This window comes from Nonomuraea sp. NPDC049141 (assembly GCF_040648415.1).
In the GTDB taxonomy this organism is placed as follows: domain Bacteria; phylum Actinomycetota; class Actinomycetes; order Streptosporangiales; family Streptosporangiaceae; genus Nonomuraea.
In genome coordinates this window covers 600,269-621,207 of sequence record NZ_JBEZDR010000004.1, presented here as the reverse complement: position 1 = coordinate 621,207, position 20,939 = coordinate 600,269, and the positions used below count along the sequence as shown (strand labels likewise).

General features: G+C 71.2%; 19 protein-coding genes. 7 read left to right on the top strand and 12 right to left on the bottom strand.

Going from position 1 to position 20,939, the window contains the following annotated elements; translation table 11 throughout:
* Positions 1-206: 206 nt before the first annotated feature.
* The 4 genes from AB0B91_RS15135 to AB0B91_RS15120 all read right to left on the bottom strand — a co-directional run bounded on the left by AB0B91_RS15135 (position 207) and on the right by AB0B91_RS15120 (position 3,109).
* Positions 207-392: a hypothetical protein gene (locus AB0B91_RS15135; RefSeq protein WP_358318861.1), complete on the bottom strand. Its 186-nt coding sequence runs from the start codon at positions 390-392 to the stop codon at positions 207-209.
* Positions 392-787 (bottom strand): hypothetical protein, encoded by a 396-nt coding sequence (locus AB0B91_RS15130; protein ID WP_358318860.1) that lies wholly within the window; start codon positions 785-787, stop codon positions 392-394. Before AB0B91_RS15130 ends, AB0B91_RS15135 begins: the two co-directional genes overlap by 1 nt.
* A 76-nt stretch (positions 788-863) precedes the next feature.
* Positions 864-1,421, bottom strand: coding sequence for a hypothetical protein (locus AB0B91_RS15125; RefSeq protein WP_358318859.1), 558 nt, complete (start codon positions 1,419-1,421; stop codon positions 864-866).
* Between the two features lie 350 nt (positions 1,422-1,771).
* Positions 1,772-3,109 carry a helix-turn-helix domain-containing protein gene (locus tag AB0B91_RS15120; protein ID WP_358318858.1) on the bottom strand — a complete coding sequence of 446 codons (1,338 nt, stop codon included), beginning with the start codon at positions 3,107-3,109 and terminating at the stop codon, positions 1,772-1,774.
* Between the two features lie 142 nt (positions 3,110-3,251).
* On the opposite strand from AB0B91_RS15120, the gene AB0B91_RS15115 reads away from it, so the two are divergent.
* Entirely contained in the window at positions 3,252-4,106 is an 855-nt protein-coding gene (locus tag AB0B91_RS15115; protein ID WP_358318857.1) for a phosphotransferase, read from the top strand.
* Between the two features lie 55 nt (positions 4,107-4,161).
* On the top strand, positions 4,162-4,422 hold the full coding sequence (locus AB0B91_RS15110; RefSeq protein WP_214641807.1) for a zf-TFIIB domain-containing protein: 261 nt from the start codon (positions 4,162-4,164) through the stop codon (positions 4,420-4,422).
* Between the two features lie 59 nt (positions 4,423-4,481).
* Here the strand turns inward: AB0B91_RS15110 and AB0B91_RS15105 are convergent, their stop codons facing one another.
* The 3 genes from AB0B91_RS15105 to AB0B91_RS15095 all read right to left on the bottom strand — a co-directional run bounded on the left by AB0B91_RS15105 (position 4,482) and on the right by AB0B91_RS15095 (position 7,830).
* The gene (locus tag AB0B91_RS15105; protein ID WP_358318856.1) at positions 4,482-5,465 is read right to left on the bottom strand and encodes a hypothetical protein; all 984 of its coding nucleotides are present in this window, start codon (positions 5,463-5,465) and stop codon (positions 4,482-4,484) included.
* A gap of 37 nt (positions 5,466-5,502) precedes the next feature.
* Positions 5,503-7,128, bottom strand: coding sequence for an ABC-F family ATP-binding cassette domain-containing protein (locus tag AB0B91_RS15100; protein WP_358318855.1), 1,626 nt, complete (start codon positions 7,126-7,128; stop codon positions 5,503-5,505).
* 180 nt (positions 7,129-7,308) lie between these two features.
* Complete coding sequence (locus AB0B91_RS15095) at positions 7,309-7,830, bottom strand: CGNR zinc finger domain-containing protein (RefSeq protein ID WP_358318854.1); 522 nt, start codon at positions 7,828-7,830, stop codon at positions 7,309-7,311.
* Between the two features lie 25 nt (positions 7,831-7,855).
* Here AB0B91_RS15095 and AB0B91_RS15090 point away from each other — a divergent pair, with 25 nt between their 5' ends.
* Both AB0B91_RS15090 and AB0B91_RS15085 read left to right on the top strand, forming a co-directional pair.
* Positions 7,856-8,023 carry a hypothetical protein gene (locus tag AB0B91_RS15090; protein WP_358318853.1) on the top strand — a complete coding sequence of 56 codons (168 nt, stop codon included), beginning with the start codon at positions 7,856-7,858 and terminating at the stop codon, positions 8,021-8,023.
* 67 nt (positions 8,024-8,090) lie between these two features.
* On the top strand, positions 8,091-9,860 hold the full coding sequence (locus AB0B91_RS15085; RefSeq protein WP_358318852.1) for a long-chain fatty acid--CoA ligase: 1,770 nt from the start codon (positions 8,091-8,093) through the stop codon (positions 9,858-9,860).
* Between the two features lie 5 nt (positions 9,861-9,865).
* On the opposite strand, the gene AB0B91_RS15080 is transcribed toward AB0B91_RS15085, so the two are convergent.
* The 5 genes from AB0B91_RS15080 to meaB form a co-directional block, all read right to left on the bottom strand.
* Entirely contained in the window at positions 9,866-10,960 is a 1,095-nt protein-coding gene (locus tag AB0B91_RS15080) for an acyltransferase (protein WP_358318851.1), read from the bottom strand.
* Positions 10,957-11,574: a TetR/AcrR family transcriptional regulator gene (locus AB0B91_RS15075; RefSeq protein ID WP_358318850.1), complete on the bottom strand. Its 618-nt coding sequence runs from the start codon at positions 11,572-11,574 to the stop codon at positions 10,957-10,959. Before AB0B91_RS15075 ends, AB0B91_RS15080 begins: the two co-directional genes overlap by 4 nt.
* Before the next feature lie 45 nt (positions 11,575-11,619).
* Entirely contained in the window at positions 11,620-12,549 is a 930-nt protein-coding gene (locus tag AB0B91_RS15070) for an acyltransferase domain-containing protein (RefSeq protein ID WP_358318849.1), read from the bottom strand.
* Positions 12,550-12,554: 5 nt separating this feature from the next.
* Entirely contained in the window at positions 12,555-14,699 is a 2,145-nt protein-coding gene (locus AB0B91_RS15065; RefSeq protein ID WP_358318848.1) for a CehA/McbA family metallohydrolase, read from the bottom strand.
* Positions 14,700-14,842: 143 nt separating this feature from the next.
* A complete protein-coding gene (gene meaB, locus AB0B91_RS15060; protein WP_358318847.1) occupies positions 14,843-15,802 on the bottom strand; it encodes a methylmalonyl Co-A mutase-associated GTPase MeaB in 960 nt (319 codons plus the stop codon).
* A gap of 107 nt (positions 15,803-15,909) precedes the next feature.
* On the opposite strand from meaB, the gene AB0B91_RS15055 reads away from it, so the two are divergent.
* The 3 genes from AB0B91_RS15055 to AB0B91_RS15045 are packed head-to-tail and all read left to right on the top strand — an operon-like array spanning position 15,910 to position 20,932.
* Complete coding sequence (locus AB0B91_RS15055; protein ID WP_358318846.1) at positions 15,910-17,457, top strand: serine/threonine-protein kinase; 1,548 nt, start codon at positions 15,910-15,912, stop codon at positions 17,455-17,457.
* A complete protein-coding gene (locus AB0B91_RS15050) occupies positions 17,457-19,232 on the top strand; it encodes a protein kinase (RefSeq protein ID WP_358318845.1) in 1,776 nt (591 codons plus the stop codon). Before AB0B91_RS15055 ends, AB0B91_RS15050 begins: the two co-directional genes overlap by 1 nt.
* Positions 19,232-20,932 carry a serine/threonine-protein kinase gene (locus AB0B91_RS15045; RefSeq protein WP_358318844.1) on the top strand — a complete coding sequence of 567 codons (1,701 nt, stop codon included), beginning with the start codon at positions 19,232-19,234 and terminating at the stop codon, positions 20,930-20,932. The genes AB0B91_RS15050 and AB0B91_RS15045 overlap by 1 nt, the downstream gene beginning before the upstream one ends.
* Positions 20,933-20,939 lie beyond the last annotated feature (7 nt).

Below are 20,939 nucleotides of genomic sequence, written 5' to 3'. Positions count from 1 at the left end.
GTCTGTATGCGATCCTGAGCCAAGATCATCATTGGCGGAACCGACAACACCAGACGACGGCCGTTCGCCTGCGAGCGGCCACCATGAAGACCATTCTTGACGTGCTGGCACGACCGCGCCGACGCGCGCAACCATCCCGCTGGGAAGCCGGGCGAGCCCCGCGCCTTTACTAGGTAGATCTGATCTTGTCGCGCGACATAAGTGGGTCATCTCCAGACGTTCCAGGTGACGCCACAGTCCGGCTCCAGGCACGCGTAGGTCTCGCTGATGGCCTCCAGGTCGGCGACCGCGTGCCTGCCTACTATCTGGTTCCGCTCGCTGCCACACCCTTCGCACGACACGGCAGCGGCCTCCTCCTCGGCCGCGCGAACCGTGCTGGGGTTCCTGCTCACTAGGCCACCACCCGCACGCCCGCCGACGCCAGCGCCGTCAGCTCGGCCGCCGACAGCATCGCGCCCTCCTGCACGAACACCACCCGCACGCCGAGCTCCTCCAGCGCGCCCGACGACATCGTGTGCGTCTCGGCCAGCGACAGCGGCAGCCCGGCGCTCTCCGCCATGACGTCCGTCACCTGCCGCCACTGCCCGTCCGTCAGCGTCCCGGCCCGGAACGCCTCCACGGGCACGCCGGCCAGCGTCGCGATCAGCCAGAGCCGGAAGTCGTTCAGCGGGGTGGGCGTCACCAGGCACGCCGAGGTGCCTTCCGCCCCGGCCGCCAGCCAGGCGTCCACCATCGCGTCACCCGTCGCCGCCGGTGACGCCGTCTGCATGTTCTCCAGCATGTTCATCGTGGCGTTCTCCTTCTGTCTCGTTGATCGATTCAGGGGTCTCATGCTCGGCCCCTGGCGTGAGCGGGAAGCGTGCTTACTCGGCCGCTCGCAGCCGGGGTTGGTGAACCTCCGTCATCACCCGGCCGGACTTGGTCACGCATGGGCGGCCGGGTACCGCTCGGCACGTCGAGCACGCCTGCCGGTACGCGGCGACCAGACGTTCGCGCTGCTCGCGTGTGGAGCTCGACCTCCAGACACGAGAGGACACGTACGGCTCGGCCTGGGCCGCGCTCCTAACTCCGTCCAGATAGGGGATGCTGTCCTCGCTGCGGTGCCGCGACCCCGCCAGGGCCAGCAGCTGGTGCAAGGTGAGCACCGCGCCAGGCTCGGCCGCGTCACCCCACGGCATCCCGTCGTGAAGGGTACGCGCCACCGGCTGGCCCTCCCGGATCACCCGGTCGGCCTTGCTGATCTGGTCGGCGAACGTCTCCAGGAGCTGCGCGGACTCCTCCACCTTGTAGCAGACCGGGCCCAGCTCCAGCGGGGAGGTGACCACCTCGGCTTGTAGTACCAGCTCACGCAGCCCGACTGCCGCCATCATCAGGTTGCTGGCCAGGTCGGGCAGGTTGGTTGCTGTCATGCTCTCGCTCATTGTGCGCTCCTTCACCGTCTCGTTGCCGGTCAGCGCGGTCGGCCTTCTCCTGCCGCGCCCGGTCTCGTGCTCGGGCCAGCGACGTGGCCCGCCGCAGCGCCTCCTTGGCCGCCTCGATCTCCGCCTGCCTCGGTTCGACCACCGCCTCGGGTTCCGTCACCCACTCGGCTCGTGCCAGGGACTCATCGGCCTCCAGGTCAGCCCGCATCCACCGCCACGGATCGCTAGGCCGCGACGTACGACGACGCCTGGCGGCCTCCTGCTCACGCTCCCGCATCGCGCGAGCCGCCCCCGGCACGAGGCTGCCAGCCGCTCACGCGCCAGCTCCGACCACTCGCGGGCATCCGCCATCACGACGCCCTCCCCGACCGCCGGACGACGAGCATCTCCAGTTCGGCCGCGTCCCGTACGCGACGGCGCTCCATCTCCGCCCGCACCCGCCGAAACTCCTCGTTCGGCCCCACCGCACGCCCGGCGGGCGCCACCACGGTCTCGAAACCCGCCACCGCGGCGTCCTCGGCGTGCGTGGCCGGGCGCGGCGAGTCCAGCCAGCCGACCGCCGACCGCATCCTCTCCCACTCCCGGCGCCGGGCCTCCTGCTCAGCACGACGCCGAGCGTCGGCCGCCGCGCGACGCTGCGACGGCAGCGGCAGCACCTGGCCGTCCGCCCCGATCCACGCCGACAGCCGGTGCCGCACCCAACCCGCCGGGTGCCGGATCTCCCGCGCGCTCTGCCACGCGTAGGTCCACCGGCTGTCGTCCTCGCGCACGTCGAGCCCGTGCAGCACGTCCGCCGCCGTCCCCCCGGCGTCGATGATGGGTTTGAGCAGCCAGCGCAGATACCACGGGGTCATCAGCCGCAGGACGGGTGACTCCTGCCGGAGCCGCTCGCACATCGAAAGTCGATCACGTTTGGTCCGTGGCGTCGCGTGCAGGCCCCATGTCGGCGAAATACGTGGCCTGCCTGGTCTGCTTGGTGATCTTCTCTCGCGCGCGTGCGTGGGATAGTCGGTTTCTTCCCTACGGGAAGAAACCGTTAGGGGTTCACTTGTCTGTTCGCGCTGGTCAGAGGCTTGACCTTGGCTTTCTTGATCACGCTTGTGGTGGTCGTACACGCGGCGGTTCCTCACGGATCGGCGCGGCACGCACAGCACCCACACCGCCGCGCGATTGCCCAGCGTTTCGGACGCGCGGCCCTGCTGGACCACGCCGAGCCAACCTCGCTCCCGCAGCCAGCGCACCCACCGCTTCACAGTCGGCTTGGACAGGCCGGTCCGTTTAACGATGCCGTCGATGGTGGGGCGGGAGGTCTTGGTCTCCCAGTTCATGTGCCAGACGATGTCCCTGGCGACAAGCATGAGGTTGGCGTAGCCGTCACAGCGCAAGTCCAGGACGTCGGCGTCCTCTTTGAGGGTGCGCAGGAAGGTGCGCTGATCCGGGGTGCGGCACATCCGGCGCGGCACGCTGGCCAGGATGACCGCCTTCGACGGCGGCACGAGCATGTCGGGCAGGTCCGACATGCCGGTGACGCGCCGCCAGGTGTGTGTGCTCTCCCCCACGGGCGCGGGCCGATCTGGTGTGTCGCGCTGGAGCTGTCGTGATCGGCCCGCGCCGGCCGCCATCACCGCCCCGCACCCATAGACGCGGGCGTCAAGATCATTCCGCAGGCATTCCGCAACCAGCGGCACGCACAGGCACCGACTGGCACACGTTGGCATACGCCAAACGTGGACGGGCTGCCGTTACCGCAGGCCAGGTGGGCGATTCTGACTGGTGCGGCGGGTACACACGACGTGATCAAACCCCACACCAGCCGGATAGTCTGTACCAGTGGCTCTGGAGGAAGAGCTGGCGGGGATCGCCGGCGCTTATGGCGGCAGGGGCGACCTCGTGCGTCACCCGACGCGTACGGACGTGGTGGTTCTGCGCCGGGGCGAGGTGGTGGTGAAGGCGCACTCGGTGCGCGACCAGGTGGAGTCGCTTCGGCCGAGGCTGCGCGCGGCCGCGTCGGCGGCGTTGAGCGGCCTGATGCTGGCGCCGCTGGACCCCGAGGTGCTGACGGTGGCGGGCCGCGCCGTCACAGTGTGGCCCGCGGGCCGTCCGGTATCCCAGGACGACCCCGACGCCGCGCCCTGGGAAGAGGGCGCCAGGCTGCTCGCCCGGCTGCACGCCGTACCCCTGACGTTCTTACCGGCGCTGCCCGCGGCGGGAGGGCCGGCGCGGGCCGCCCGGGCGGTGCGGCGGATGCCCGGCGACGGTCCCGTCGAGCAGCTCATACGGCGAGCGTTCAGTGAGCTTCCCGAGCCCGAGCCGGGGCCGGGGCTGCTCACCCACGGCGACTGGCACCTGGGTCAGCTCGTCTGCCGCGACCGCTGGTTACTCATCGACGTCGATGACCTCGGCGTCGGCGACCCCGCCTGGGACCTGGCCAGACCGGCCGCCTGGTACGCCGCGGGGCTGCTCGACCCGGTCATCTGGGACCGGTTCCTCGGCGCCTATCTCGCCTCCGGCGGGCCCGCGCTCGGCCGGGGCGACGACCCGTGGCAGTGGCTGGACCTTCCGGCGCGGGCGCTGACCGTCCAACTGGCCGCCGTGGCGGTGCTCAACGCCGAGCGGGAGGGTCGGGAACTGGACGAGGTGGAGCATTCGTTGGTCGAGTCGTGCAACAGAATCGTCCGAGCGTGACGGGGTCACGCGCGGTAGGTTCTTCCCTAAACTCCAAAGCCGAGGAGAGCGCGACATGCAGTGCCCGAAGTGCCGCGGCAATATGCGGACATATGAGCGTAATGGCGTCCACATCGAGCAGTGCGACAACTGCCGTGGGATCTTCCTCGACTACGGCGAGCTCGAGACGCTGACCCGGATGGAGTCGCAGTACCACGCCGCTCCCCCGCCCGCGCCCGGCCCGGCGTGGGGCGCACCCCACGGCGCTCCTCACGGAGGCCACTACGGCCACCACCGCGGCCAGCGCAGCTGGGTGGGCATGCTGTTCTCGACCTGATCCGGTTCGAGCGCCTTAAACGGCGGGCCGCGCACTCCAGGTGCGCGGCCCCGGCCTGTTCAGCTGGGGAACTGCTCCGGATCCACGTCGGAGGTGCGGGCGTTGCCGCCGGAGATGGCGTGCAGCGTGACCCGCCAGTCGTGCCAGAGGATCTGCGTCGAGGTGAACGTGGTCTTGAACTTCACCGACTTCTGGAACCGCTCGAAACTGCACTCACGGGTGAACGACTTGCTCTTGCCGTCCCAGTCCACGCCGTGCGTGAAGAAGATCTTGTACGTGCCGTCGCGCACGCCCCTGACCTTGAACTTCGACTTCTTGCGCACGTACACGCTGAACGCCCTGGACTTGCCCTTCATGACGGAGACGACGGCGTCGCGGGTGCCGCCGTTGTCGATCTGCAGCGAGCTACGACCCGTCATGCTGCCCTTGCGCAGGTAGTGGCCGTTGCCGAGCCGCCTCGTCTGCTTGCCCTTGGCCTTGACCGTGACGACGTCGGCCGGATAGCCGCCGGCGCCCTGGAGCGCCTCGCCCGCCTTGTCGAGGGCGTTGAGCCGGCTGCCCAGGTCGGTCAGCACGGCCGACGAGGTGCACAGGTTGCGGCTGCCGACCTTGCCCGCGGTGGTGCCGAGCTGGGTGGCGAACTCGCGCAGGCTGCTCACGTACGCGTCGTGCTGGGCGCGCACCTCCTGGGGCGGCGTCATGGCGGCCAGCTCGTTGGCGGCCCCCAGCAGCTGCTCTTGGGCGCGCTGCACACGCTGGTCGAGCGTCTTGAAGGTGCGTGCGCCGGCCATGGCGTTGATCGCGTCGAGCATGGCCTTGTGCTTGGTGCCCAACTCGCTCTTGTACGCCTCGGCGGTCAGCGCGGTGGGGCCGGTGCTCTGGGGGGTGGCGGGGCCGGAGTTCGCGGTGATCGAGCCGGTGCCGCCGCCGACACCGCTCACGCTGGCCTCGCCGCCACTCGGCCGCTGCGGCGTGGCGGAGCACGCGGCCAGCGTGAGGGTCGCGAGCGCGAGCGCGGAAGAGATCAAGCGAGGGGCAGCCACCTGCCACACTATCGCCGGATTGATCCCCGCCCGTCAATCACGATTCAGTCAGTCCCTCGTCGCGGTCCTGGCGCAGCCACCTGGTCAAACCAAGCATTTCCAGGAATGGCAGATCATGGCTGGCCACGATCAGCGCGCCCCGGTAGGCGGCGAGTGCCTGCGCGAGCTGGCGGACGCTGGGCAGGTCGAGGTTGTTGGTCGGCTCGTCGAGCAGGAGCAACTGCGGCGGGGGCTCCGCCGACAGCAGCGCCGCCAGGGTCGCGCGGAACCGCTCCCCACCCGACAGCGTGCCCGCCGGCCGCGAAACCCGGTCACCCCTGAACAGGAACCGCGCCAGACGACCGCGCACCTCGGGCACCGGGGCGGCCGGCGCCAAGGCGCGGACGTTGTCGAGCACGCTGAGTGAGTCGTCGAGCAGGTCGAGCCGCTGTGCCAGGTAGCGGACCGGGACGTTCGCACCATGCTCGGCGATCCGGCGCAGCAGGGTGGTCTTGCCGGACCCGTTCGGGCCGAGCAGCGCGATCCGCTCGGGGCCACGGACGACCAACTCCTCCAGCGCCCGGCCCGGCCCGCCGCCGGCACCTTCCGGACCAGCGCCTGCCGGATCGGTGCTGGTCCGGAAGGTGTCACGCAGCGGGAGTTCCAGGACCACGCGGCCGGCGGGCACCGCGGTGCCCGGCAGTTCGATGCGGATCTCCGCGTCGTCGCGGACGGCCTGCTCGGCCTCGGTCAGCCGGTCACGGGCCTCCTCCAGTTTCTCGATGTGCATGTTGCGGTGCTTGCCGGCCGACACCTGGGCCTGACGTTTGCGCGCCTGCATGATGATCTTCGGTTCGCGCTTGTTCGCGTACATCTTCTTGCCGTACCGCTGGCGGCGGTCGAGCTTGGTGCGGGCCTCGACGAGGTCGCGTCGCTGCCGCTTGACGTCGGCCTCGGCGACCCGGACGCCGCGTTCGGCGGCCTCCTGCTCGGCGGCGAGCATCTCCTCGTAGTCGCTCAGGTTGCCGCCGTAGCGGCGGACCGCGCCCTCGCGCAGGTCGGCGATCTGGTCGACGAGTTCGAGCAGCGCCCTGTCGTGGCTGACGATCAGCATCACGCCGGGCCAGGCGGCGACCGCGGCGTAGAGCCGCCGCCGCGCGTCGAGGTCGAGGTTGTTGGTGGGCTCGTCGAGCAGCAGGACGTCGGGCCGCTTGAGGAACTGGGCGGCCAGCGCGACCATGACGGTCTCGCCGCCCGACAGCGTGGCGACGGTACGGTCGAGCCCGACGTGGTCGAGGCCGAGCCGGTCCAGTTCGGCCCGGGCGCGTTCCTCCACGTCCCAGTCGTCGCCGACGGCCGCGAAGTGCTCCTCGGCGACGTCACCGGCCTCGATGGCGTGCAGCGCCGACCGGGCCGCGCTGATGCCGAGCAGGTCGGACACGGTACGGGTGGCCTTCAGGGAGAGGTTCTGCGGCAGGTGGCCCACCTCCCCCACGACGGAGACCGACCCGGTACGCGGGACCAGCTCGCCGGCGATGATCCTGAGCAGGGTGGACTTGCCGGAGCCGTTGGCCCCGATCAGGCCGGTACGCCCGGCCGGGAAGGCGGCGTCGAGGCCGTCGAGCACAGGGGTGCCGTCGGCCCAGGCGAAGGACACGCCGTCGACGACAATGGAAAAAGACATGAGGTGGCTCCCGTCACAAAGATCGAAATTTCGTGACTTGGCGGGAAAACACCGCTGAATACGCCAAAGGATCGTACGCCGAAGGAATCGGCCAGGTGCGGTGCCCGCGACCTCAGATCCTCACGTCAACTGCCCCCAGGGCTCGGCGATACGTCGCAGAGGAGAGTACCCTCCCCGAACCTACCCGGCAAGGCCCCTGGCCCGATGGGCCGCCACGTTCACCCTGTTGGAGCAGGCCAGCGAGCAGAACCGGCGGCGCCCGTTGCGCGAGGTGTCGACGTAGACCGTGTCGCACCCGGCCCTGTCGCACCGGCCGAGTCGGCGCCCGTCGGAGAACGAGATGGCCATGGCCAGCCCGCCCGCGGTGGTGTCCTTCGTCCTGCTGACGATGTCGGCGTCGACGGAGAAGAAGTGCAGGTGCGGCTCGCGGCCGTCGTGCGCGCTCACGTACGGCTTGGAGGCGGTGATGTCGAGCAGGTCGTTGATCAGCTTGATCTGGGTGTCCTGGTCCCGCTCGCCGAAGAGGGGAGCCAGCCGGTGCCGCCACTCCGCCAGCTCGCGCGCCTGACCGGCCGTGACCTGCGGGCGGAGCATGCCGTGCTCCGTGAGCATCGGCTCGATCGCCTCCGGCCGGAAGTCGGTGCCGTTGACCAGAGCGGCCGCCAGGGCGGCGCCGTTGCCTCCGTAAGCATTGAAATGCATAAGACCATTACATCAGGCTGGAGTCATGCCTTCCAGCCATGTTCACGATCCGCTGGCTCTCGCCGTCGTCTCCTCCCACTCCACTTCCGAGGGTGTCGTGTCCTACCTGCGCTGCGCCTGCGGAGCGTGGGAGGTGCGGACCGCGCACATGGTCGCCATCACCCGGCCGCGTGGGGACGTACGGCGGGGCTGAAGGGCATCGACTGGCGTGGGGCGCGGGATCTAGAGTCGGCAGCATCACCCCCACCAGGAGGTCAGGCATGTCCAGCATCCCCGCCCTGCTACGCGACCGGGTCGCGGCCACTCCCGACGCGGAGGCCTATCGGGTGCCGTCGGAGGCTGGCTGGACCTCGCTGACCTGGCGGGACGTCGGCGAACGCGTACGCGGGCTCGCGCTCGGCCTGGCCGCCCTGGGCGCCGGTCCGGGCACCCGCGTGTCGATCCTCTGCTCCACCCGGCTCGAATGGGTGCTCACCGACCTCGCGGTGCTGTCCACGGGAGCCGCGACCACCACGATCTACCCGTCCAACACCGCCGCCGAGTCGGCCTTCGTCATCACCGACTCCGGCAGCACGATCGTCGTCGCCGAGAACGACGACCAGGTGGCCAAGCTCAGGTCCGTACAGAAGGAGCTGCCCGACGTCACCCACGTGGTCGTCATCGACGGCGCGCCCGCCGACGACGGCTGGGTGGTCACGCTGGACTCACTGACCACCCAGGACACACAGAGCGACTATGACGCGATGGTCGACGCCATCGGCGAGCACGATCTGGCGACGCTCATCTACACCTCCGGTACGACCGGCCGCCCCAAGGGCGTGGAGCTGACCCACGACAACTGGCTGTACGCCGCCGACGCGGTCCGCAAGATCGACCTGATCTCCGAGGCCGACCTGCACTTCCTCTGGCTGCCGCTGTCCCACTCGTTCGGCAAGCTGCTGCAGGTCGTGATGATCGACCTCGGCGTGGCCACCGTGATCGACGGCCGGCTCGACCGCATCGCCGAGAACCTCGGCACGCTCAGGCCGACCATCATGGCCGCCGCGCCGCGCATCTTCGAGAAGATCCACAACACCGTGGTGTCCACCGTGCAGCGCGAGGGCGGCGTCAAGGCGCGCATCTTCGCCTGGGCCCGGGAGACGGGCATCCGGGTCAGCAAGGCCCGCCAGCGCGGGGCGGCGATCCCGCTCACCACCCGGCTGGAGTACGGGCTGGCGGACCGGCTGGTGTTCGCCAAGCTGCGGGCGAGGTTCGGCGGCCGGATCCGCTACTTCATCTCCGGCTCGGCGCCACTCAACCAGGACATCGGCGAGTTCTTCGACGGGGCGGGCCTGACGATCCTCGAAGGTTACGGACTCACCGAGTCGTCGGCGGGCAGCTTCCTGAACCGGCCGAACTCGGTGCGGTTCGGCACGGTCGGGCCGCCGCTGCCCGGCACCCGGGTGCGGATCGCCGACGACGGGGAGATCCTGATCGGCGGGCGCGGCGTCATGCGCGGCTACCACGGCCTGCCGGAGGAGGCGGCCGCCACGCTGTCCGACGGCTGGCTGCACACCGGCGACATCGGCGAGCTCGACGAGGCCGGGCGGCTGATGATCACCGACCGCAAGAAGGAGCTGATCAAGACCTCAGGCGGCAAGTACGTGGCCCCCACCTACCTGGAGGGCCGGATCAAGGCCGCCTGCCCGTACCTGTCGCACGTCTTCATCCACGGCGACCGGCGCAACTACGTCACGGCGCTGGTGACGCTCGACATGGAGGTCGTCAAGCCGTGGGCCCAGGCCGAAGGGCTGCCCACCGACCCGGAGCAGCTGCGCGAGCATCCGCGCATGCGCGCCGAGGTCGAGAGCGCGGTCAAGCAGGTCAACGCCGACCAGGCCAGCTACGCGACGGTCAAGAAGTTCGCCATCCTGGCCGTGGACTTCACGGTGGAGACGGGCGAGCTCACGCCGAGCCTCAAGGTCAAGCGCAAGGCCGTCGAGGAACGCTATGGCGACACGCTCGACTCGTTCTACGACGGCCCCGCGTAGACCTGTCACAGCACCCGTTTGGCGCCCGGCAGCGACCGCACCAGGTAGGCCAGCCCCCAGCAGACCGGCACCGCGATGACCGCCGCCACGGCGAACTTGACGACCGCGATGGCCTGCAGCCCGGCCAGCGCGTAGGCGATCGGCACCAGGACCAGCGGGTGGATGATGTACACGGTGAACGCCTGGGCCGACAGCCACTTGCCGCGCGGCCCCTGGTGGTTGAACCGCTCCCTGAAGATCACGGTGAGCCCGATGATCAGGCTGACGGCGAAGGCCGACTCCCAGGTGGCGGTCACGGCGGTCGACAGCAGACCCGTGGTGAGCTGCCCGAGCGGCAGCAGTACGACGGTCACCAGGCCCGCGCTGACCAGCCCGAGCACTCCGGCCTTGGCGGGCAGGGCCAGGAACCAGCCGCGCCTGAAGGCGATGAGGCCGACCACGAACATGGCCGCGTACTGCGGCAGGTAGTACGGCGTGGGCAGCCCGAGCACCGGCACGTAGGAGCCGACGGGCACCGGGATCCGCCACAGGGTGGTCGCCACCGCCAGGCCGACGGTGAACAGCACGATCCAGCGCAGCCGCAGCCCAGAGTCCCGCGCTCCGACTTCTACCTCCGCCGGTGCGCGGAAGCGCCGCCACAGCGCGTAGAGCGCGGCGAACACGATCAGCACCTCGACGAACCACATCGGTCCCGGGTCCCACGACCCGAGGTAGTACTGCCAGTACGGCACCGAGGCGTATTCGGACTTGTAGGAGCCGAACGTCACCAACGGCCGCAGCAGCAGCAGGAACACCAGCAGCGGAATGCCCAGCCGGACCAGGCGGTCCCGCAGGAACGCCCGCCCGCCCTTGCGGTCGTAGGAGCCGGGTGTGAAGAAGCCGGAGATCAGGAAGAAGAAGCCCATGAAGAACGCCTGGTTGAACACCACGAGGATGTCCAGCATGACCCCCGACGGGTCCTTGGCGGGCTCGGTGTAGTACCAGAGCGGGATATTTCCGTACGTGACCGCGACATGATGGATGACCACCAGAGCGGTCAGCACGATGCGCAGGTTGTCGATGGCGAAGAGCCGGGTGGTCGTCCTCAGCTCGGTCTTCAATGAACAGCCCTCTCGAATAGGTCGGCCAGCTCTCTGGCGTGCGCGTCCAGGTCGTGGTCGGGGTAGGTCACCCAGTAGCCGAACATGCTGTCGATGGCCGACGACATCGTGACGGCCATCACCCGCACGTCGAACTGCCGGAACTCCCCGCTGCCCTGCCCGGCGAGGTAGATCCGCTCCAGCGCCGCGTAGGTCTCCTCATTGGCCTTGATGCCGTAACGCGGCTGGCCGTCGGCGGTGCGCAGGTTGTAGAAGATCTGGCCGAGCGCCCTGAGCTGCGTCCGATGCGCCCTCATGTGCTCGGCGATCGACAGGATGTACGTCCTGAGCAGGCCCGTGGCCGATTCCTCACCCTTCATCTCGGCCAGCACGTGCTCACCGATCCCGGTGTAGACCTGGTTGACCACCTCCTCCATCAGCTCGTCCTTGCCGGCGAAGTGATAGGAGATGACGCCCTTGCTGATGCCGGCGTGCTTGGCGATCTGGGCCAGCGACGCCGCGGCGAACCCCGACTCGGCGATCACCTCGATCGCGGACGCGACGATCTGGGCCCGCCGCGCCTCCTCGATGAACGAGCGCGCCTTCTGGCCGCCCGACTCAATTTCTGACCGCATGGCCAAAATTTAACACATGCGGCCAGAATGCGCGCATCGCTCTGGTCAGAGCGGGAGCCAGCCCGCCCGGACGTACCAGTTGCCGCCCGTGGCGAGGTGGTCGGCGATGGCCCGCTCCAGCCGGGTGCGGCGGGGCAGTTCGGTGGCGGCGGCCTCGGACCCGAAGACGAAGTCGAGCACGTCACGGGAGTCGGTGCGGTGCAGCAGGTGGAAGCGGCGCTGGAAGGCGACGATGTTGGAGTCCGCGGGCAGGTATCCGGCGAGCTGCTCGTCGAGCAGCCACGAGTGGCACGTCGCGACCGCGAACCGCTCCTCCGGGAAGCAGCGCGGGAAGAACTCCCTGGCCTGCTCGAACGACGCGTCGCAGGCCGCGGGCGTGATGGAGCCCTTGAAGTCGGGAATGTGCACGCCCAGCGCCAGGTCCCCCGGCCCGGCCACCCGGACGCCCTCGCCGGTCCTGCCACCCATCCTGGTGCGTTCGAACTGCAGCCGGCCCAGCTCGTACAGGAGGCCGCGGGCGTGCCGCATGAACCACTTGGGCACGTTCAGGCCGCCGGTGCCGTGCCGCTTGCGGTGCACGGCCAGGTTCCGGCCCAGGTCGGCGAGGGTGGCCCGGGAGACCTCCGCGGGGACGCCGCGTTCGCGGTGATACTCCCTCGTGTACGGCAGGGCGGCGACGAACACGTGCACGAAGAAGTACGGGCCCAGCTCGGGCACCTCGGGAAAGGGCGGGGGCGACACGTCGAGGCTGCCCATCGCCGACACCAGCGAGCGGACGCAGCGCTCCGCCAGCCACCACAGCGGGCCGCCCGGCTCCGGCAGCGCGGCCAGGACGGCGCCGATGTCCTCGTGCGGCACGGCGAGCCTGACCAGCTCGTCCGCGAGGTCTTCGGGGAAGGCGATCGCGATGCCGCCCCCGGACTCGAGGTGGCCGAGCCAGTCGGGGTGGCCGCGGAGCAGGGTCTCGATGTCCATCGGCCTCAGCGTACGCGCGACCGGTAGACCGCCCTGGCCTGTCGCAGCACGGCCAGGTGGTCGGCGAGCTGGTCGCGGCCGGCCAGCCTGGCGTGCTGCCTGATGAGCCCTTCGAGCAGGTCGAGCCAGTCCAGGCACCACCGGACGTCGGCCTGCCTGGCGACCCGCTCGCCGTCGACGTCCACGTGCACGGGGCTGGTCAGGGCGTAGCCGGTGTGGTTGAGCGTGCGCGGGTGCGGGTCGCACAGGGCCTCGGCGATCACGTACGTGGGATCGCCTGCCTCCAGCTCGACCGTCACGCTCAGCACCTCCTCCTCGCCGCGCCGGTGGAGCGTCGGCGGGCGGCCGCCGGCCTCGGCCCAGTCGCCGGGGCTGGTCGCGGGCTCCAGGCCGCGTACCTCGCCGCCCCAGCGCTCGCCCGACGGGAGGCGCTCGGCTCCGGCGTGGACGCCTTCGGCCGTGCGGACGCGGACCGCCGTGACCTCCGGGCCGATGGCGGTGGCGGTGACCGTCAGCCGGTCGCCGGGGCGGGCGTCGATCGTGTCGCCCGGCCCGTACCCGTCGACCGACAGCTCCAGCCAGGGTCCGGTGGTGGCGAACGTACGGCCGGCCCGCACCGCGTCGGCGAACGACGCGGCGGTCAGCGTGCCCTCCACCTGCGCGTAGACGCGGGCCCAGCCCGGCGGGTTCGACTGGTTGCCGGCCCGGGTGAAGGAGATCATCGAGTCGGTGCCCGCGGTGACGGCCAGCCGGTTGCCCGCCCCGATCAGCCGCCGGTACACCGCCGCGGTCCCCGTGATCGAGGAGTGGGTCAGCACGTCGAGGCTGTCGACGAGCCCGAGCGCGGCGTCGGCGACCAGCTCCCTGGCCGCGCAGTTGCGGGGCGCGGGCCACACGATGGACTTGGGCGAGTCGCCGTCGCCGATCGGCTGGTGGAACGGATGGCTGTAGCCGACCAGCGCCCCCAGGCCGCGCAGCTCGCGCAGCCCCTCGGCGTTGGGCGGCCAGTCGGCGTCGCCGTCGAACCCGGTGTGGAAGCGCTCCGGCGCCGCCCGCGGCGCGAAGGCGTAGACATGGCCGAGCAGGTCGTTGCGGTACTCGGCGCCCATCCTGGCCACGTGGGTCGCGTCGGACCAGGGCAGATCTTCGCCGCCCCAGTGGTCGAGCGCCGCCCGGTCGTAGACGCGGGCGCCCGACACGTTGCCGGCCAGCAGGTTGAGCACGTGCAGGTCCTCGCCGTGCTGCGCCGCCGCCGCGTCGGACGGGCCGCCGACCACGTCGCCGGCCCAGTTGAGGTGTACGTGCAGGTCGCCGCCGTACCAGCCGAGGGCCGCGGCGTCGTAGATCCGTTGCGGGACCAGCCGTACCAGGCGCTCCTCGCCCGGTTCCGGGGTGAGCTCCGTGGTGGCCTCGCCGTACTCCATGCCCCTCGTCACCGTGATCGTCAGCGGCTCGGCCGGGACGCGCAGGACGAGGTCGTCGCCGTGGAAGTACGGGCGGCCGTGGAAGTCGTGGCGGTGCGGGACCGCCTCGGGGAACCAGCCCTGGCCGTCGGCGCCGGTGACGCTCCACCGGCAGGGGAATCCGGCGCTCAGCCGTACCGTGGCGGCCGGGGCCGTCCTGACCAGCCCGTCGATCGGCACGGGCGTTCCGTCGACGGTGACCGTGCTGTCGCGGTCGATCTCGACCAGCCAGGCGCCGCGCGGCGCGACGACCCGTTCCGCGCCGTCCACGACGACGGTGCCGGCGGCGTCGCGGCGCGAGTCGACCAGCAACGCGATCCGTGTCCTGGCGTGGTCCACCACCGTCATCGGTTCGCAGTCCAGGACGGCGCCCATGGCCGTCAGGCGCAGGGCGGCCAGGTGGGCGGGCAGTTCGCCGTCGAGCGTGTCACGCAGGAGCTCGTCGAAGTCCGGCTCCGCCAGGCGGGTGGCGAGCTGGTCCAGGGCCTCGCCGGGGTGACGCTCGGCGAGGCGGCGGAAGGCCAGCCGCCAGAACAGGTCCATCTGGGCGGGAGCCAGGATCCTGCGCCTGGCGAAGAGCTTGACGTAGGGAATCTCCGGCTCGCCCCACGTGATGCCGTGCTCGCCGAGCAGCCGCTCGTACTCCTCCAGTGCTCCTGTGACCGCCTGCGGCAGCTCCGATTCCATGGGCCCCTCCCCGCGTTCGATGTGCGCCATGGTGGCATGGATCACGTCACTGATCGGTTACGGCGCGTAGGAGCGGATGGGATATTCCACTCAGCGGAGGAGGAATCTCAACCCGAGGATCACTCACCTCAGCCGGTCGTCGGTCAGGGGCGCTGGAAAGCCTTCAGCAGGCGATCGGCGGCGAGCGAAGGGGTGAGGGTGCCCGCGAGGACGTCCCGTTCGACCTCGTCCGCGATCGCCGCCACCTCCGGCGCGTCCCGGAGCTCGGTGAGCAGCCGGTCGCGGACCAGTGTCCACGTCCACTGCACCTGCTGGCCGCGGCGCTTGGCGGCCAGGTCCAGCGACTTCTGGTGGGCGAGTACCTTCCGCCACAGCTCGTCGAGCCCCGCGCCCGTGAGGCCGCTACACGTCAGGACCGGCGGCGGCGCGGAGTCGGAACGCAGCATGCGCAGCGCCCCCGCGAGCTCCCGCGCCGCCTTACGCGCCGCCAGCTCGTGCTCGCCGTCCGCCTTGTTGACCGCGATGACGTCGGCCAGCTCCAGCACGCCCTTCTTGATGCCCTGCAGCTGGTCCCCGGTACGCGCCAGGCTGAGCAGCAGGAACGTGTCGACCATGTCGGCCACCGCCGTCTCCGACTGGCCGACGCCCACGGTCTCGACGAGCACGACGTCGAACCCGCCCGCCTCCACCACGACCAGGGCCTCCCTGGTCGCCTTGGCGACCCCGCCCAGAGTGCCCGACGTGGGCGAAGGCCTGATGAACGCGCCAGGGTCCACCGAGAGGCGGGCCATGCGCGTCTTGTCGCCCAGGATGCTCCCGCCGGTCCGGGTGGAGGAGGGGTCCACGGCCAGTACGGCGACCTTGTGGCCCTGGCCGGTCAGCATGGTGCCGAGGGCGTCGATGAAGGTGGACTTGCCGACGCCCGGCACCCCGGACACGCCCACCCGGGTGGCATGGCCGGACAGCGGGGTGAGCTCGACCAGCAGCCGCTGGGCGAGCGCGATGTGGTCCGCCCTGGTCGACTCGACGAGCGTGATCGCGCGGGCGATCCACGTACGCGACCCTTCTCGCACGCCGCGGGCATAGTCCTCCAGCGAACGCACTCGTCCCTCCTTTTCTACGCTCGGTAAGCGTAACTTCCACAAATCCTGACTTTTGGCGCTAGGGTGCTGGACGTCTATTCTCGCCTGTCACAGGAGTCACTCCCCTTATGCCCAATGTCGAACCCTTGCGTGCGGGCGACCCGGCAGTGGTGGGGCGCTACCGGCTCGTCGGGCGGCTGGGCGCGGGCGGTCAGGGTGTGGTCTACCTCGGTCAGGCGCGCAACGGGGCGCCGGTCGCGATCAAGGTGCTCCGCGAGGACATCGCGGGCGACGACCGCTTCGCCAAGGAGGTCGCCGCCGCGCGGCGGGTGGAGCCGTTCTGCATCGCGCAGGTGCTCGACGCCTCGACGTCGGGCCGGCCGTACATCGTGACCGAGTACGTGGACGGGCCGTCGCTCCAGGACGCGGGCCGGCACAGCGGGGCGGACCTGCAGCGGCTCGCGGTCGCGACGGCCACCGCGCTGGCCGCCATCCATCAGGCGGGCGTCGTCCACCGGGACTTCACGCCGTCGAACGTGCTGCTCGGGCGGGACGGCCCCCGCGTCATCGACTTCGGCATCGCCCGCGCGCTCGTCTCCGGGGTGACCTCGACGAGCAGCATCGTCGGCACGCCCGCCTACATGGCGCCCGAGCAGCTGGCCGGCCAGGTGGTGGGGGCTCAGGCGGATGTGTTCGCGTGGGCGTCGGTGATCGTGTACGCGGCGTCGGGGGTGCCGCCGTTCGGCGACGACTCGCTGCCCGCGGTGATCAACCGCATCGTGCACAGCGAGCCACAGGTGGGAGAGCTGCCGGAGCCGCTGCGTTCGGTGGTGCTGAGTTGCCTGACCAAGGATCCGGCGCGCCGCCCGTCCATGCAGGACGTGCTGCTGCACCTGCTCGGCGGCCAGTCCCGCCCGGCGACACCGCCGCCGGGCCAAGCCGCGCACGGCGCTGAGGCGAGCTATGCCGGGTACGGCGCCGAGCCTGGCCAAGTCGGGTACGGCGCCGCTCCCGGCCAAGCGGGGCATGGCGCCGAGCAGGACCAGACCACCGCACAAGGGCAGGCGGCCGGGCGCGACGGCGGGCCGGGAGCCGGGCGGGCGCGGCGGCGAGGGAAGACCGCCGTCATCGCGGGCGCCTCCGGCATCTCGGTGCTGGCGCTGGCCGGGGCGATCGTGTGGCTGACCCCGTCGACCCCGCAGCCGAAGAACAAGAACCAGTCGGGCAGCTCCACCAGCACACCGAGCCCGTCCGCCTCGCCGACACGTACGCCACGCCCGAAGAAGACGGACACCTCCCAGCCGACCATGGACCCGGCGAGCCAGAACGGCACCGCCACCGCAAGCCCCGCGACCACGTCCGGGCAGCTCAAGGTCCGGTACGTCCGCGTCGGCGGCGCGCTCGGCAACGGGTGCTACACCGGCGGCCAGGTGACGCTGACCGGCCTGGTCCAGCGCCAGGGCAAGGCGGTGAACTTCGGTTTCACCTGGATCATCGACGGCAAGCCGGTGTCGCGGTCGACGGCCGTCATCCCGAAGGACGGCGAGCTGTACCTGACCTCGCCCCGCACCCTCAAGGGCACCGGCGGCACCCACTCCGCGACTCTGCGGATCACCTCTCCCGTGGCTAGGCAGCGGAGCGTCTCCGTCACGTTGTGCCCGCGTGAGACGCCCTGATGCCGCGCGTCGAACCGCTCCTGCCGGAGGATCCCGGCGCCGTCGGCCCGTACCGGCTGGTAGGGCGGCTGGGTGAGGGCGGTCAGGGCGTGGTGTACCTGGCCGAGGCGCCGGGCGGCGGGCCGGTCGCGGTCAAGGTGCTGCAGGACGGGCTGGCCGGGGACGACCGCTTCGCCAAGGAGGTCGCGGCCGCGCGGCGGGTGGAGCCGTTCTGCATCGCGCAGGTGCTCGACGCTTCGCTGGGCGCCCGGCCGTACATCGTGACCGAGTACGTGGACGGGCCGTCGCTCCAGCAGGCGGGCCGGCACACCGGCGGCGACCTGCAACGGCTGGCCGTGGCGACCGCCACGGCGCTGGCCGCCATCCATGCGGCCGGGATCGTGCACCGCGACTTCAAACCGGCGAACGTGCTGCTCGGGCGGGACGGGCCGCGCGTCATCGACTTCGGCATCGCCCGCGCCACGGACTCCGCGCTGACGGTCACCAGCAGCATCGTCGGCACCCCCGCCTACATGGCGCCCGAGCAGCTTGCCGGGGCGGCCGTCGGGCCGGCGGTGGACGTGTTCGCGTGGGCGTCGGTGATCGTGTACGCGGCCGGCGGGGAGCCGCCGTTCGGGCAGGACGCGCTGCCCGCCGTCATCAGCCGCATCCTCAACAACGAACCCCAGCTCGGCGACCTGCCGCACGGCTTACGGCCGATCGTGTACGCGTGCCTGTCCAAGGACCCGACCCGCCGCCCGACCATGCAGGACGTCCTGCTCGGCCTCCTGGGCGGCCAGCCATCCGGTACTACAGGCGCCGGACCGGGCTTCCCGGCGCCCGCAGCGCATGAACCGCCGGGCACCGGACCGGGCTTCCTGGGATCCGCCGCCCATGGGCCGCTGGGCCCCGGCCATGGCACCCAGCCCAGCGGGCCGATCGGGCCCGGTTCGCCAGGCGGGCATGGACATGGCGCGTCGGGCGGGTCCGAACCCGGCGCTCCGGGCGGGTCCCGGCACGGCGCGCAGCCTTGGGGGCCGGTTCCGGTTGGGGCCGGGCCGGGCACGCAGCCGGGCAGGCGGGCGGCCGGGCACGGGCATGGTGCGGAGCAGGGGCAGGCGGCGGGACGTGGGCGGGTGCTCATCCCGTTACTCGCCGGTGGGGGCAGTGTGGCGATCATGGCGTCCATCGCCACCGCCGTGACGCTCGCTTTCCCGCCGGGCACGGGGACCCAGCCGCCGGCCGCCGCCCCCTCCTCCAGCACCTCCGTGACCGAGGCAGACGTCCCCACCTCGGACGGCACCCCGTCGAAGAGCCACCGGCCGCGCCCGCGCAAGACCACCCACAAGCCCACGCCGAAACCCAGCGCGACCCCCACCCGGACACCCACGACGAGCCCCACGCCCTCCCCCGAACGCACGACACCCACGCCCACCCGCACCACGAAGAAGCCCACCACCACGAGGGCCAACCTCTCGATCCTCGCCATCACCGTCCACGGCGCCCATCCCACGAACGGCTGCCTCATGCCGCCGGTCAACTTCGAAACCCAGGTGGAGACGGACAAGACGCCGGCGGGCGAGTACGGCACTCTGAAGTACAACTTCGCCTGGGTCATCGACAGCAAGACCGTCATGCGCCGCGGGGGCCTGATCGGCCATGGCGAGTACACCGGCTGGGAGGGCTCGCTGGGCTACATGGTGTCGGCCGGCACGCACACGGTCACGTTCAAGCTGACGTCGCCGGTCGCCAAGAGCAGGTCCACCTCGTTCACCGTCTGCTCCATCGAAGACTGATGACGCAGGACGATCCCACCGAGATCGGCCCGTACCGGCTGGCCAGGCGGTTGGGCGCGGGCGGTCAGGGCGTGGTTTACCTGGGGTACGCCCCGGACGGCACGCAGGTGGCCGTCAAGGTGTTGCGGACGGGTTCGGCCCACGACGACCGGCTGGCCAAGGAGATCGCGGCGGCGCGGCGGGTGGAGCCGTTCTGCATCGCGCAGGTGCTCGACGCTTCGCTGAGCGGCCGGCCGTACATCGTGACCGAGTACGTCGAGGGCCCCTCGCTCCAGGAGGCCGGCCGGCACACCGGCGCGGGCCTGCAACGCCTCGCGGTCGCCACGGCCACGGCGCTGGCCGCCATCCACCGTGCGGGCGTCGTGCACCGCGACTTCAAACCGGCGAACGTCCTGCTCGGCCCCGGCGGCCCCCGGGTCATCGACTTCGGCATCGCCCGTGCCTCCGGCGCGGCGCTCACGGTCACCAGCGGCATCGTCGGCACTCCTGCCTATATGGCGCCCGAGCAACTGGGCGGGATGGCTGTCGGGGCTGCGGCGGACGTGTTCGCGTGGGCGTCGGTGATCGTGTACGCGGCGTCGGGGGTGCCGCCGTTCGGCAACGACGCGCTGCCTGCCGTGATCAACCGCATCCTCAACAACGAACCCCAACTCGGCGACCTGCCGCACGGCTTACGGCCGATCGTGTACGCGTGCCTGTCCAAGGACCCCGCCCGCCGCCCTACCATGCAGGACGTCCTGCTGCGACTGCTCGGCGGTACGGCGAACCCGTTGCCAGGCGGTCACGCACCGGGTGCCGGGAGCGGATTCCCGACCCCCGGACCGGCCGGGACCGGCCGCGCGGGCCCCGAGCCGGCCGGAAACGGATATCCAGCCGCATACGGCCTACCCGGCCAACCCCGCTGGCCCAATGCGGCCGGTGCGCCCAACGCGGCGGCACCGCAGGCCGAAAGCGGGCCGTCCAGCGGAGGCGAGCAGTGGAACGGGGGCGGGCCCCAGAACGCGGCCGGGCCGTGGAACGGGGCCGGGCCGTCCAGTGGAGGCGGGCCGCACCGGGGGCGCAACCGGGCGCTGCTCGTGGGCGGTGCGGCGGTGGCCGTGGCGGGAGTGGTGGTGACGGCCGTCGTCTGGGTGGTGCCATCCTTACGCCTCCCGAACATCATCGGCGCCTTCACCACCCCCACGCCCAGCCCCACAGGCCCCTCCCCCACCGGCGCGTCTCCCACCAAGTCCACCGGAGCCAAGAGCAGGCCGTCCACCACGCCCTCCCCCGGACGCAAGCAGCCCACCCGAGCCACGACGACCACCCCGCCGACGACCAAGCCCTCCACCAAACCGAGCGCCAAGCCCAGCACCACCGCGACCGCCACCAAACCCACCGCCGAGCCGACGACCGCGAGCGGCGGGGTCCGGTCCGTGAGTCTGCGCACGGAAGGCGTCGACCTGGGCGGCTGCTGGCGTAGCGACCTCAACGTGTACGCCGTCATCGACGGCCCCAAAGGCCACGCCTTCACCTACCGCTGGCTCGTCGACGGCCAGAACCTGGGCCGCACCCCGGCCGTGACGCCCCACAAGGTCTACCTGCCGGCGGGGTCGTTCAAGACGCAGGGCACGCACCGGGTCGCCTTCAACGTGGTCAGCGGGGGCAGCCGGCAGAGCGCCATCTCCGTGAAGATGTGCGCCCTCGACCGGATGGAGTGAGCCCGGC